General features: G+C 71.0%; 12 protein-coding genes, 1 tRNA gene and 1 pseudogene. 4 read left to right on the top strand and 10 right to left on the bottom strand.

Translation table 11 applies throughout. The features are described from left to right. Complete coding sequence (locus tag H7A73_RS10915; protein ID WP_182065973.1) at window positions 1–1,152, bottom strand: glutathione-independent formaldehyde dehydrogenase; 1,152 nt, start codon at window positions 1,150–1,152, stop codon at window positions 1–3. A gap of 228 nt (window positions 1,153–1,380) precedes the next feature. Here H7A73_RS10915 and H7A73_RS18085 point away from each other — a divergent pair, with 228 nt between their 5' ends. Both H7A73_RS18085 and H7A73_RS10905 read left to right on the top strand, forming a co-directional pair. Next, window positions 1,381–2,391: a helix-turn-helix transcriptional regulator gene (locus H7A73_RS18085; protein ID WP_182065972.1), complete on the top strand. Its 1,011-nt coding sequence runs from the start codon at window positions 1,381–1,383 to the stop codon at window positions 2,389–2,391. A gap of 68 nt (window positions 2,392–2,459) precedes the next feature. Further along, window positions 2,460–3,089, top strand: coding sequence for a DUF1345 domain-containing protein (locus H7A73_RS10905; RefSeq protein WP_182065971.1), 630 nt, complete (start codon window positions 2,460–2,462; stop codon window positions 3,087–3,089). Window positions 3,090–3,229: 140 nt separating this feature from the next. On the opposite strand, the gene H7A73_RS10900 is transcribed toward H7A73_RS10905, so the two are convergent. The 4 genes from H7A73_RS10900 to H7A73_RS10885 form a co-directional block, all read right to left on the bottom strand. Continuing rightward, window positions 3,230–3,547: an alpha/beta fold hydrolase gene (locus H7A73_RS10900; RefSeq protein WP_182065970.1), complete on the bottom strand. Its 318-nt coding sequence runs from the start codon at window positions 3,545–3,547 to the stop codon at window positions 3,230–3,232. A 355-nt stretch (window positions 3,548–3,902) separates the two neighbouring features. After that, a tRNA-Pro gene (locus H7A73_RS10895) sits at window positions 3,903–3,976 on the bottom strand. 160 nt (window positions 3,977–4,136) lie between these two features. Then, window positions 4,137–4,718, bottom strand: coding sequence for a hypothetical protein (locus H7A73_RS10890; protein ID WP_182065969.1), 582 nt, complete (start codon window positions 4,716–4,718; stop codon window positions 4,137–4,139). Continuing rightward, a complete protein-coding gene (locus H7A73_RS10885; protein ID WP_182065968.1) occupies window positions 4,715–5,545 on the bottom strand; it encodes an endonuclease/exonuclease/phosphatase family protein in 831 nt (276 codons plus the stop codon). The genes H7A73_RS10890 and H7A73_RS10885 overlap by 4 nt, the downstream gene beginning before the upstream one ends. 70 nt (window positions 5,546–5,615) lie before the next feature. On the opposite strand from H7A73_RS10885, the gene H7A73_RS10880 reads away from it, so the two are divergent. Next, a complete protein-coding gene (locus H7A73_RS10880; RefSeq protein WP_182065967.1) occupies window positions 5,616–7,091 on the top strand; it encodes a hypothetical protein in 1,476 nt (491 codons plus the stop codon). Between the two features lie 75 nt (window positions 7,092–7,166). Continuing rightward, window positions 7,167–9,314 carry a RecQ family ATP-dependent DNA helicase gene (locus H7A73_RS10875; protein WP_182065966.1) on the top strand — a complete coding sequence of 716 codons (2,148 nt, stop codon included), beginning with the start codon at window positions 7,167–7,169 and terminating at the stop codon, window positions 9,312–9,314. Window positions 9,315–9,406: 92 nt separating this feature from the next. On the opposite strand, the gene H7A73_RS10870 is transcribed toward H7A73_RS10875, so the two are convergent. From H7A73_RS10870 to H7A73_RS10850, 5 genes and pseudogenes are all read right to left on the bottom strand, one after another. After that, complete coding sequence (locus tag H7A73_RS10870) at window positions 9,407–9,928, bottom strand: hypothetical protein (RefSeq protein WP_182065965.1); 522 nt, start codon at window positions 9,926–9,928, stop codon at window positions 9,407–9,409. 58 nt (window positions 9,929–9,986) lie between these two features. Continuing rightward, a complete protein-coding gene (locus H7A73_RS10865) occupies window positions 9,987–10,613 on the bottom strand; it encodes a hypothetical protein (RefSeq protein WP_182065964.1) in 627 nt (208 codons plus the stop codon). Between the two features lie 114 nt (window positions 10,614–10,727). Further along, window positions 10,728–12,248 carry a ribosome biogenesis GTPase Der gene (der, locus tag H7A73_RS10860; RefSeq protein WP_071405612.1) on the bottom strand — a complete coding sequence of 507 codons (1,521 nt, stop codon included), beginning with the start codon at window positions 12,246–12,248 and terminating at the stop codon, window positions 10,728–10,730. Between the two features lie 109 nt (window positions 12,249–12,357). After that, window positions 12,358–13,053 carry a (d)CMP kinase gene (gene cmk / locus H7A73_RS10855; RefSeq protein WP_051596569.1) on the bottom strand — a complete coding sequence of 232 codons (696 nt, stop codon included), beginning with the start codon at window positions 13,051–13,053 and terminating at the stop codon, window positions 12,358–12,360. Window positions 13,054–13,280: 227 nt separating this feature from the next. Further along, window positions 13,281–13,666: pseudogene (locus H7A73_RS10850) on the bottom strand (prephenate dehydrogenase); the annotation flags it as partial.

Genomic DNA, 13,666 nt, shown 5'->3' with positions numbered 1-13,666 from the left:
TCAGCCCGCCTTCCCCGGCTTGAGGACGACCTTGGTCCACCCGTCGTCGCGGCTGTCGAAGTGCTCGTACGCCTCGGGTGCCTGGTCGAGTGGCAGCTCGTGGCTGACGATGAACGACGGCGTTGCCTTGCCCGCGGCGATGAGGTCCCGGAGCCGGCGGTTGTACTTCTTGACCGGTGCCTGTCCGGTGCCCATGGTCTGGCCCTTGAACCAGTGCAGTCCCATGTCGAAGGCGATCTGCCCCTGCTTCGCGAGTTCGCCGGGGCCGCCGGGGTCCTGCGGCACGAAGACACCGACGGTGCCGATCCGGCCGGTGAACCGCACGGACTGGACGAGGCGGTTGAGCGTGAGGTTCGGCTGCTCGTCCCCGCTGGGGTCGTGCGCCTGGTAGCCGACGCATTCGCAGCCGTTGTCGGCGCCGAGACCCATGGTCTGCTCCAGGACGGCCTGCACCGGATCCACCTTCGAGTCGTCGATCGCGATCGCACCGATGGATTCCGCCAGCCGGAGTCGGTCCGGATGCCGATCGACGACCATGACTTTGCTCGCTCCGCGGATGGTGGCCGACAGGGCGGCCATCAGGCCGACCGGGCCGGCGCCGTAGATGACGGTCTGGTCTCCCGGTTGCACTCCTGCCATCTCGGTGGCGTGGTAGCCGGTCGGGAAGATGTCGGCGAGCATCACGTAGTCGGCTGACTTCTCCTCGGCGTCCTCTCCCAGTCGGAGGCAGTTGAAGTCGCCCCATGGCACCCGCAGCAGCTCGGCCTGGCCGCCCGCCCATGGCCCCATGTCGGCGAACCCGTAGGCAGCACCGGCCCACTCCGGGACGGGTTGCGCGGTGAGGCAGTAGTTGGTCAGCCCCCGCTCGCAGTTCTTGCAGTGCCCGCACGCCACGTTGAACGGCAGGACGACGTGGTCCCCGATCTTGACCTTGTCGACGCCGTCGCCGACCTCGACCACCTCGCCCATGTTCTCGTGCCCGAACCAGCGCCCGGTCTCGAAGCTGGTGCGCCCCTCGTACATGTGGAGGTCGGATCCGCAGATGTTGGTCGTGGTGACGCGCACCAGCACGTCGGTGGGGTGCTCGATGCGCGCATCCGGGACGTCCTGCACCGTGACCTTGTGCGGCCCCTCGTAGACAACGGCTTTCATGTTCGTCTCCTCCCGTGCGGAACGTGCCCTGGTATGCGCCGCGAGCCGGTCGGCCACGCGACACCTCCATGCCACGCCCCCCGGAGCGGGGGCACCATCGGCAGACACGCCCATACGGGTTAACGCGGTCTGGACCCGTGTGCCGCGTCACCGTGCTACACCGGCGACAGACGGTTTTTGGACAACTCCTTCGATGCCCGCTGCCGATGATCGTGAGGTGATCGAACCGTGACACGCACTGCTGCACTGCGGTTCACCGAGATCGCAGCGCGCCCGGGTCCCGTTCGCGATCGGGCCCAGGCTCTGCTGGACGAGCTGCACCACCACATCCCCTTCGACGGTGCATGGATGGCGCTGACAGAGCGGGGAGGCACGGGGTACAGCGCGATCGCGAGCACGGACCTCGACGAGTCCAGCGTCCGCTATCTGAGCGGTCCCGAGATGGCGCGCGACATCGAAAGGACCGGTGCCGATCGCGCGCGGCCTCCCACCAGCCTGTCCGATCTGCCCTACTCGTCCGCAGACCTGCAGACCTGGGCGGAGTGCCTCCTCCCCGCGGGGTTCCACGAAGCATTGTCCGTCGCGCTGTTCGAGGACGGAGGTCGGCACGTGGGTTTCATGACAGTGCTGTTCCGGAGCGCGGCTCCGCCGTCGCAGACGCTTCGCCGACGACTCGCTCGACTCATGCCGAATCTCGCATCGGCTATCGACCCGGTCCGATCGCTGGCAGCATCGGCAGCCTTCGTCAGCGGAGCCGGGTCCGGTGTGGTGCTGCTTCCCGGGTACGGGGTCGCCCGCATTCCGGGCCTGTCCGATGACGCGCTCCTCGCCACCGATTCCGCACTCATCACCGCGGCCAGGGACGCCATCGACGAGGGGCACAGCTACGCCACGTTCCTGTGGCCGCGTGGGAGCCGGCAGTCGCCGGACGGTTACATGCGGGCGACGGTGCTGGCCTGCGAGCGAGATCTCATCGCGGTGGCCTGCGGGGTCGTCATGCTCTCACCCGCGGGGCACCTGAGAGGCCTGACGCCGCGGGAACTCGAGGTGCTGGGGCACGTCATCGAGGGATGCTCCAATCTGGAGATCGCCCGGGCGCTGGCGATCGCACCCCGCACGGTCGCTGCGCACCTGGAGCACATCCTGGCCAAGCTGGACGCCACGTCGCGCACGCTCGCCGCCGTGCGCGCCGAGCGCGCCGGTCTCTACCTCCCCCTCTCGCAAGCCCGGCCCAGGTGAGGGCCGCGCGTTGGCATCGAAGCGCATACGCGACAGAACGAAGGACCACCATTCCGGAAGGAAGAGTCATGTCCCACCTTTCCATGAAGGCAGGCGTTGCCGTGATCATCGGCGGAGCGGTCGCGGCGATCGCCGCGCTCCTCGGCGTCCCCGATCTCTCACCGCTGTTGGGCTGGGCCATCGCATCAGGAGTGTTCCTCTTCTGGGCGTGGTCCGAGGCCTGGCCGGCCGATCCCGAACGGACCAGATCCCTCGCCCGCCACGAGGAGCGATCGCGGAAGCTGGTCGACGTGCTCGTCATCGCCGCCACGTTCCTCAGCCTCGTCCTCGTGATCTTCGCGCTCATCCGCAGCCAGCAGAAGGACCCCGTCGGGTCCGCGGCCGCGATCCTGGCGGTCGTCGGCGTCGTGGCGGCATGGGCGGTCATGAACACCGTGTACGCCTTCAAGTACGCGCGCATGTACTACATCGACGACCGCCACCGTTTCGACTTCGACCAGGACGAGGACCCGTCCTACAGTGACTTCGCCTACACGGCCTTCTCGATCGGGATGGCCTACAACGCGGGCAACATCACCCAGTCATCCACTCCGTCCCGCAGGGTCGCCCTGGGCCACGCGCTGCTGTCCTACTTCTTCGGAACCTTCGTCGTCGCAGTCGCCATCAACTTGATCACCGGCCTCGCCCAGGGAGGGTGAGAACGAAGACGATCGTGCCCACCAGTGGAACGGACAAGCGGGTCTACTCGACCCGAGATCGAGCTCGCATGCTCATCTTCGACGCCATCCAACGGGCTTGACGAGAAGTGACGGAGTGGCGGCGTCCGATAGGTGATGGGCTACCGGTCGATGCGTGCGAACCGATCGCGGACCAACGCGGCGGTGACTTCGGGTTGCTCGAGGTGCAGGTTGTGTCCGGCGGCGTCCAGGACGACGAAGGTTCCTCTTGGGTAGTGGTCCCGGAGTGCGACCCCGTCGTCGGAGCCGCGAAGACCGGGCAGCACATCTCGCTCGAACGCTGCGAACGCGGCCGTGTCCTGGATGACGCTGACCTCCTCGAACGCTTCTCGCGCGTCACCGGCCGCTTCGAGGACGGACGGGTCGGCGTGCAGCACCGTTCGCTCGACGACGGCACGGTCTGCGTGTGCCGAATGCACGACACCCGCGAGGGCTGACGATGTGGACGCTCGCGAGCAACCGTGCTCCGGAGGGCCGAAACCGTCCTCGTGCGACCCCGGACCCAACTCCCGGTGCGCCTCGTCGATGACGACGAGCCGAACCGGACAGCCGGTTAGAGGTCCGCCACCGGCGTCCGTTAGCCGGGCCCGTCCCGGAACGCTGTGTCCGACTCCACCGGGCCGCAACGGTCAGATGACTCGTGTCGCACACAGGTGGTCCGCTGAACGTCGCAGTGAGGCAGCCCTGTACGCACGACCCAACGACAGCCACGGGAACGAAGAAGCCCACCGATATCCTCGGTGGGCATCCGTCGTGGTGTCCGACACGCTTCGGTCGGGCTGACAGGATTTGAACCTGCGACCCCTTGACCCCCAGTCAAGTGCGCTACCAAGCTGCGCCACAGCCCGCGAGTTCCGGAGAACTCAGGATCCCGGAGGATCCTCGCCCGCGTCCGACCGGAGCGCGAGCGACCGGTCCAGCATAGCGGACGTCAGACCCCCTCCGTGCCACGGCGAGTCGCACCGAACGAGCACCGAACGAGCGGAGAAGGCGAACGCGCATGCGCGCTCAGCCCGGCCGCACCACCTCGCGCCGCGCCCCCAACCACGGCAACCCGAGCCCGACGAGCAACCCGCCGGACCCGTCCGCCGCCAGGTCCCCGATCGTGTCGTCGTACCCGACGAAGATCTTCGAGTCGACGAAGTTGTGCCCGAGCCACTCCCCCATCTCCCAGACCGCCCCGACCGCGAGTCCCGCACACAGCGCGAGCACCGCGACGACCACCCGGCGCTCGGCGTGCGGCGCCGGCACAGCACGCAGGTCGGCACCGATGACGTAGAGCACCGCCGCGAGCAGCCCCGTCAGCACGACGTGCATGAACTTGTCCCACAAGAAGACCGTCGTGTACCACTCGAGCACGCTCGACCACCCGGCGACGAGCACCAGCACGCACACCGCCACGTCGAACGCCGGCCGCAGCCCGAGCATCCGCGGCACGACGACCCCGAGCAGCGCCAGCGCCATCACCGGGAACGCCGTTCCGCCCCACCCGACGCTTGCCACGACGACGCTCACGAGCGTCACGGCCCGCACCACGTCGGCCACCAGGAACCGTGGCCGCAGGAACGTCGGCCCGAGCGTGGCGATCACGACGCCCACCGCACGACCGCGTGCACGGCGGCGTGGTCGGACGGCCACACGCCGCCCGGCCGCCGCACGTCGACCGCGACGCGGTCCACCTCTGCCTCGGACGTCACGAGCACCCCGTCGATCCGCCGGCCATCGACGCGCGGACTCCCGTAGTGCGGGTACGTCCCGTAGGGCTCACCCACCTGCCTGGAGGCCCGCCCCCAGCTGTCCTCGACCCCCGCCTCCGCCAGGGCTCGCCATGGCGCGGATCCGGCGGGGCTGTTCCAGTCGGCCATGACCACGGCGGGCAGGCCGCGTTGTCGGACGATGCGGCCGAGCAGTTCGGCGGACCGGAGTCGGGCCCACGGCGAGGCGACGTCGAGGTGCGTGGCGACGGCCAGGAATCTGATGCCGGTCGCGCGGTCGTCGGCGACGGCTCCGACGGCGTGCCGGGGGAAGGACGTCGCCCACGACCGCGAGCCGGGGCGGTGGGGTGTGCGGGAGAGCGCCCAGGTGCGGCGCTCGACGACGTCGAGGCGGGAGCGGTCGAGGAACAGCCCGACCTGTTCGCCACCGCCGCGCGCTCCTCGCCCGGCCAGGACGGGCTCCCAACCCGACCCGAGGCCGGACCTCAGGTCGTCGGCCTGCGTGGGGAGGGCCTCCTGGACGGCGAGGACGGTGGGCGCTTCGGACGTGACGAGCGCGAGCACGGCGTCTCGGCGACGCTCCCAGGCGTCCAGGTGCGTGGGCGGTCGCGGTACGCGGCGACGCACGTTGAGCGTCATGCAGTGCACCTCGGGCGACCGGACCGGTCCGATGAGCGGGCGGTCGTCGGGGTGGTGGGGCATGCCTCCCTTCTACGAGACGACACCCGTCGGATTCCCAGGGACCTCTCCGTCTGGCTCGTATGGTGGCTCGATGCGTTCTCGTTCCACCCCTCGTCTCCTGGTCGCGATCGCGGTCTCCGGGCTGCTGCTCGGAGCCGCCGGGTGCACGTCGAGCGGACCGGACACGAGCCGCCCGACCTTGGCGAAGGCCTCGGCCGACACCGTCTCGGTTGCCGACGCTGCGGACGCCGCCGCCCGGTCCGTCCGCGTCAGCAAGGCCCTGTTCGCGAGTGCTCCCGGAGCGGTCGTCGCCCGGGCCGGCGACACCGACGGGATCCGTGGTGCGGCGAAGGCTGCGGCGAGCGCCCACGTCCCGGTGCTGCTGACCGCAAAGAACAAGAGCGCCGCCGTCGCCCGCGAGCTCGACCGGCTCGGCGCCGACTGGTACCAGGCCGAGGGCGACGTGTCGGTCGACACGGACGTCGAACAGCGGCAGGCGCCGGACGGCGGTGACGCGCCGGAGTCGACCCGGGCCTCCCGGCAGGCGACCGTGGTGGTGGCGGACGCGAGTGCGGACGCTGCTGCCGTGGCGACGGCGAAGGCCGCCGGCGCGAAGGTCGTCACCATGCCGGAGGGCGTGACCGATCCGGCTGCCGCACCCGACGTGGTGACGGCGCTGCACGAGCGGGCGGAGCACCCGACCGTCCTGGTCGGCGCGGCGTTCGACGCCCTGCCGGATCCGGAGTGGACGGTCCGGGCGGCCGAGGGCGGCTTCCAGCTGCGGAACGGCGGGCAGCGGCCGTTCGACGGGCACCGGTACGTCGCCCTGTACGGGGCTCCCGGGGCGCCGGCGCTGGGCGTGCTCGGCGAGCAGGGGCCGAAGGAGACCGTGCAGCGGGCCGAGCAGGTCGCGAAGCCGTACCGGGCCGAGTCCGACGAGCTCGTGACGCCCGCGATGGAGGTCATCGCGACCGTCGCCGCCGGGGACGCCGGCGCTGACGGCGACTACTCGACCGAGCTGCCGGTCTCGACCCTCGAACCCTACGTCGACGCCGCGCACGACGCGGACATGCCGGTCATCATCGACCTGCAGCCGGGGCGGTCGGACTTCCTGTCGCAGGCCAAGCAGTACGAGTCACTGCTGAAGAAGCCCGGCGTCTGGCTGGCGCTCGACCCGGAGTGGCGGCTGACGAAGGACCAGGTGCCCCTCGAGCAGATCGGCAGCGTGTCGGCGTCCGAGGTGAACGAGGTGTCCTCGTGGCTGGCCTCGCTCGTGCGCGAGGAAGGGCTGCCGCCGAAGGCCCTGGTACTGCACCAGTTCCGGCTGTCGATGATCCAGGACCGTGGCGCGCTCAAGACCCACCCGGAACTCGACATGCTCGTGCACGTCGACGGGCAGGGGTCGCAGCCGGACAAGCAGGCGACGTGGAAGGCACTGCACCAGGGCGCACCGGAGGGGCTGCACTGGGGCTGGAAGAACTTCTACGACGAAGACACGCCCATGCTGACGCCGTCGCAGACGATGTCCGAGGTGTCGCCGACTCCTTCCCTGGTCACGTACCAGTAAGCGCGTTCCGTCGCGTTGTCCACAGATCGGAGGCTCGGGTCGGGTTTCGTCGGTCGGTGCTGACAGCATGGGGGCATGGACACCCCCACCGCCGCTCCGTCCGTCGTCTCGCCATCTGCGGACATCGCCGCCGAGGCGCAGCAGGCGCTCGCAGCGCTCACGGGTCGCCCCGACGCGGTGTTCCACCCGGGCCAGCTCGAGGCCATCTCCGCGCTGGTCGAGCACCGGCAGCGCGCCCTGGTCGTGCAGCGCACCGGGTGGGGCAAGTCCGCGGTGTACTTCCTCGCGACGTTGCTGCTGCGCCGACGCGGGGGCGGCCCGACCGTCCTGGTGTCGCCGCTGCTCGCCCTGATGCGCGACCAGGTCGCCGCTGCCGCGCGGGCCGGTGTCCGCGCGGTGTCGATCAACTCCGCGAACGCCCACGAGTGGGGCGAGACCCAGGCAGCCCTCGCCCGTGACGAGGTCGACGTGCTCCTCGTCTCCCCCGAGCGGCTGAACAACCCGAAGTTCCGCGACGAGCAGATGCCGACCCTGATCGCCCGGATGGGGATGCTCGTGGTCGACGAAGCGCACTGCATCTCGGACTGGGGCCACGACTTCCGGCCGGACTACCGCCGACTGGCCGAGCTCATCCGGTCACTTCCTCACGGCGTCCCCGTCCTGGCCACCACCGCGACGGCGAACGAGCGCGTGGTCGAGGACGTCGCCGAACAGCTCACCGCCGGCCCGGCCGACCCGGTGTTCACGATCCGCGGGTCCCTGGCCCGCAAGTCCCTGCGCCTCGGCGTGCTGACCCTGCCCGATGCCCGGCAGCGGCTCGGGTGGCTCCTCGCGCACCTCGGCGACCTGCCCGGCAGCGGCATCATCTACACGCTCACCGTCTCGGCGGCCGAGGACATCGCCCGGCTGCTGCGCGACAACGGGTACGCCGTCCGTGCCTACACGGGGCGCACCGACACCGACGAGCGCGAACAGCTCGAACAGCAGCTCAAGGGCAACGAGCTGAAGGCCCTGGTCGCCACGAGTGCGCTCGGCATGGGGTTCGACAAGCCCGACCTCGGGTTCGTCGTGCACGTCGGGGCTCCATCGTCGCCCGTCGCCTACTACCAGCAGATCGGTCGTGCCGGTCGTGCGACCGACAACGCCGACGTCCTGCTCCTGCCCGGGCGGGAGGACCGCGAGATCTGGCAGTACTTCGCCAGCGCCTCGATGCCGACCGAGGCCCGCGCCGCCGCCGTGCTCGGCGCCCTGTCCACCGACACCGCGATGTCGACCGTGGCGCTCGAGGGCCTGGTCGACATCAAGCGCTCCACCCTCGAACTCCTGCTCAAGGTGCTCGACGTGGACGGCGCCGTCCGCCGCGTCACCGGCGGCTGGGTGTCGACCGGGCAGCCGTGGGAGTACGACGCGCCCCGGTACGAGCGAGTCGCCGCGGCCCGCGCTGCCGAGGCGGCGTCGATGCTCGACTACGAGTCCACCTCGGCCTGCCGCATGCAGCTGCTGCAGGAGGACCTCGACGACCCCTCGGCCGAGCCCTGCGGGCGCTGCGACAACTGCGCCGGGGCGTGGTTCCCGACCTCGGTCTCCGACTCGGACTCGTCCGGAGCCGCGGCCGCGCTCGACAAGGTCGGCGTCGAGATCGCTCCGCGTGCCCAGTGGCCCTCGGGGATGTCGTCGCTCGGGGTCTCCGTGCGGGGCAAGATCGGCCCGGACGAGCTCGTGCAACCCGGACGTGCGGTGGCGCGTCTGACCGACCTCGGCTGGGGTGGCCCCCTGCGTGCGCTGTTCTCGACCTCCACCCCCGACGCCCCGATCTCGCGCGAGCTCGTCGACGGTTGTGTCCGGGCACTCAAGGACTGGCCGTGGGAGACCCGGCCGACCGGCGTCGTCGCGATGTCATCGCGGTCACGACCCGAGCTCGTGGGGTCCCTCGCCCAGGCGCTGTCCACGATCGGTCGGCTGCAGTTCCTCGGTACGCTCGGCCGCGCTGGCGGGACCCCTCGTGGCGACGGTGCGACGAACAGCGCCTACCGTCTGTCCGGCGTGTGGGACACCTTCGTGCTCGATCCGTCGCTCGCCGCAGCACTGCAGGCGCACGAGGGCCCGGTGCTGCTCGTGGACGACCTGGTCGACAGCCGGTGGACGATGACCGTCGCCGGTCGGGAGCTCCGGCGGGCCGGCGCGTCCGCCGTGCTGCCGTTCGCCCTGGCCACGGTCGCGTAGGCCGGGTCGCATCGACCTCGCACCACTCCTGCGACAGTCCACGTGTCGATCGACGCGTGGTTTGTCGCAGATCCGGGCCGACCGCGCGAGCGCTACCGCCGCGCGGGCTTCGGGAACGTGGTCCGCATGTGGTCGCTGGTCAGCACGTCGCCGATCCCGACCATGAGCACCGAGAACAGGATCTGCTCGATGACCATCCAGAACGGGTAGAGCCCGGGGATCGCCGCGACGATCAGCGTCACGATCGGGAAGATCCGGCTGAACAACCGCAGCCGCTGGTACGCCCAGTAGTACCCGAGCTGTGCCCGCCAGGCGAACACGTAGAGCGTCAGGGTGATGAGCAGCACCACGGTGGACCGGAACCACACCGCCCACGACAGGGTGTCCCCCGCGCGGGTCAGCAGCACGGCGACCACGATGGCGGTGAGGCCGACGACGGTCTCCGCGACGAGCAGCCACCGGATCCACCGGAACGAGCGCACCGTGTCGGGGTGTTCGAGCATGTCCTCGCGGATCACGTACCCGGACTGCCGGCCTCCGGCCAAACGGTCGAGCCGCAGGCGGCACCACACGCGGTCGGCGAGCACACCGAGTCCGTCGTTCTGCTGCGTCACCAGTACATCGTGCCCCATCCCGAGGCCGGCAGCGGACGTGGCCCCGGGCGGGGACGGCTCAGTCCGACGGGACGAGTGCCGCGCCACCCAGCACGGTGCCGGTGTCGGCGTCGAGCAGGACCAGGGAGCGGACCTCGTCGGGCAGTGACCACGGATCGCTGAGCACGACGGTCAGCCCCTGTTCGACCCCGGCGGCCTGGAACAGGTCGTAGGACTCGCCGGCGGGCGTCCACCCCGGCTTCGCGCCGCCGCGCACCGTCCCCGCGGACAGTACGACGTCGACCGGGCCGTCCCCGCCGGTCTCCAGGTGGTCGATCTCCACGGCGAGGGTCTCGTCGCCCGTGTTCCCGGCGATCCGCACGTGTCCCGAGGCCGCAGCCCCGATGCCGACGATGTCACCGGAGACCGGCGGGACGCGGCGCCACCACGGTTCGATGGGCGAACCGTCGACCGGACGGACGGGTTCGGGCTCGATCGGTTCCTCGAGGCCGTTGGACGGCGGCAGTCGGACGTCGGGCGACTGCGCCGGCTCGGAGGGCACGGGGTCGGCACGGGTGACCGAGTCGCCGTCGTCCGGCGCGTGCGCGATCGCCCACAGGGACACCGATCCCACGACGACCACACCGACGACGACGCCCACCAGGGCGGACCGACGTCGGTCCGCTGCCCACGGCCTGGTACGCACGTCCCCATGATGCCGCACCGGCGCGCCGGACCGGCTCCGGGCCTCCAGGCCGGACGCGAACGCAGAACGCGCCCCGACGGATCGGGGCGCGTTCTGCGTGACGGGTGGGAGCGCTCAGCGCTTCCGGCGCTCGCGCACCCGCATGTTGACGTTGATCGGCGTGCCGGAGAAGCCCCAGACCTCGCGGAGACGACGCGTGATGAAGCGTCGGTACTGCGGGTCGAGGAACGCCGACGTGAAGAGCACGAAGGTCGGCGGCTGGCTCGACGCCTGGGTCCCGAACAGGATGCGGGGCTGCTTGCCGCCGCGCACGGGGTGGGGGTGTTCCTGCACGAGCTCGGCGATGAAGGCGTTGACCTTGCCGGTCGGGATGCGGGTGTCCCACGACTCGAGGGCGGTCTCGAGCGCCGGCACGAGCTTCTCGAGGTGACGGCCGGTGCGGGCCGAGATGTTCACGCGCGGGGCCCAGGCGACGTGCGCCAGGTCCTGCTCGATCTCGCGCTCCAGGTACCGGCGTCGCTCGTCGTCGAGCAGGTCCCACTTGTTGTAGGCCAGCACGAGGGCACGGCCCGACTCGAGGACGAGGTCGATGATGCGGAGGTCCTGCACGGACACCGGCTCGGTGACGTCGAGGACGACGACGGCGACCTCGGCCTTCTCGAGCGCGGCGGTGGTGCGGAGCGAGGCGTAGAAGTCGGCGCCCTGCTGCATGTGCACGCGCTTCCGGATGCCGGCGGTGTCGACGAAGCGCCACACCTTGCCGCCGAGCTCGATCTGCTCGTCCACCGGGTCGCGGGTGGTGCCGGCGATGTCGTTCACGACGACCCGCTCTTCACCGGCGGCCTTGTTGAGCAGTGAGCTCTTGCCGACGTTCGGGCGGCCGAGGATGGCCACGCGGCGGGGGCCGCCGACCTCCTGCTTGGCGACGGCCGAGGTGTCGGGCAGCGTCTTGATGATCAGGTCGAGCAGGTCCGCGACGCCGCGACCGTGCAGGGCCGACACCGGGTGCGGCTCGCCGAGCCCCAGGTTCCAGAGTTCGTAGGCGTCGAGTTCACGGCGCTCGTCGTCGGCCTTGTTCGCGACGACGATGACGGGGCGGTCGGTGCCGCGGAGCATCTTGACGACGTGCTCGTCGGTGGCGGTGATCCCGACCGTGACGTCCACGACGAACAGCACGGCGTCGGCGAGGTCGATGGCGACCTCGGCCTGCGCGGCGACGGAGGCGTTGATGCCCTCGGCGCCGGGCTCCCAGCCGCCGGTGTCGACGAGCGTGAAGCGCTTGTCGTTCCAGTCCGCCTTGTAGCTGACACGGTCGCGGGTGACGCCGGGGACGTCCTGCACGACGGCCTCACGACGACCGAGGATGCGGTTCACGAGCGCGGACTTGCCGACGTTCGGGCGGCCGACGATCGCGAGCACCGGGTAGGCGGGCAGGTAGTGGACGCCGTCCTCGCCGACCTGACCGGCCTCGAGCAGGGCGAGGTCTTCGTCCTCGAGGTCGTACTCCTCGAGTCCGGCGCGGAGCGCGGTCGCGCGCTGCTCGGCCTCGGCCTCGTCGAGTCCGGCGAGCCGCTCGCCGAGGGCGTCGTCGTACCGGGGGAAGTCGTCGTTGTCCGGGTTGTCCAGCTGAGCCATCTTGGGTTCCTCGCGAGCGGCCGGGGCCGCGGTGTCGGTGGCCGTTGCCGGCCGGGGCCGGGGGTCCGGCCGTGGGGTGACCAGGCGGCCGAGGCCGTCCGGTCGTGCGTCAGTGCGTGGCCGCGCGGGCCAGGTCGACGACCGCCTGCACGGTCTGGTCGAAGTCGAGGTCGGTGGAGTCGAGCGTCGTGACGCCGTCGGCGGCGTTCATGAAGTCGACGACCTTCGCGTCCGCCGCGTCGCGACGAGCGAGTGCTGCGGAGGTCTCGGCGGCCGACTGGGTCGTGACCTCTGCCGAGCGTCGGGCCATTCTAACGGACTCGTCGGCCGTCAGCAGGATCCGGACCTCGGCGTCGGGTGCGACGACCGTGGTGATGTCCCGGCCCTCGGTGATGATGCCCGGGGCGTCGGTCTTCCGCATGACGTTGCGGAACAGCTGGACCAGGCGCTTCCGGACGTCCGGGAGCTTCGCGATGTGGGCGACCGCGCCGGTGACGTCGGGGGTGCGGATGGCCTCGGTCACGTCGGTCTCCCCCACCTTGACGTAGTAGTCGTCGGGGTCGGTGCCGATGGCGTAGTCGAAGGTGTCCCAGCTCGCCAGGATCGCCGCGGCGTCGTCGAGGTCGACCCGCTGCTGCAACGCGTGCCACGCGAGTGCGCGGTAGGCGGCGCCGGTGTCCTGGTAGCCGTAGCCCAGGGCGCGGGCGGCCGCGCGGGAGACGCTCGACTTGCCGCTGCCCGCGGGGCCGTCGACCGCGATGACGATCTTCGCGACGTAGGCGCCGTCGGCCAGGCCGGACGGCATCGGGGCGCTGGTCGAGCCGGGCTCCCCGCCGGGTTCGCCGAGGCCGCCGGCGGGACCGCCGAGCGGACCGCCGAGCGGACCGCCGTCGCCGCCGGAGCCGTCACCCGGGCCACCGAGCGGGCCGCCGGCGCCGCCGGTACCAGGCGCGGGCAGGCCCGAGTCGGGCCCGTCGGTTCCACCGGCCGGAGCGCGTCCACTCGTCACGCCGGAGTCGTTCGTGTCGTCGTTCAGGCCCATGCTGCTGCGATCCTCCATCCGCGCCCCTCGAGTTCCTCGACGAGTCGCTGTTCCTGCTCGGGCAGCACCGACACCTCGACGATGCCGATCTGTGCGCCCGGTGAGTGCTCGAGGCGCATGTCCTCGAGGTTGATGCCGATCTCCCCGATGAACGTCAGGAGCGCGGCGATCTGCCCGGGGGTGTCGTCGACCAGGACGACCACCTGGGCGAAGCGCTTGGTGGTGCCGTGCTTGCCGGGGAGCCGTTCTACCCCGCGGTTGCCGTCGGCGATGGTCTCGGCGATGGTGCGCGGCGACCCGGCACCGTCCGGGTCGCCGAGCGCGTCGATCACGCGGGACAGGTCGTCGCGCAGGTCGGTGAGCACCGGCCGGATGT

The organism is Curtobacterium sp. ME12 (assembly GCF_903970855.1).
GTDB lineage: Bacteria > Actinomycetota > Actinomycetes > Actinomycetales > Microbacteriaceae > Curtobacterium > Curtobacterium poinsettiae_A.
The sequence above is the reverse complement of the archived record's forward strand: the minus strand, read 5'-3'. Positions and strand labels throughout refer to the sequence as shown.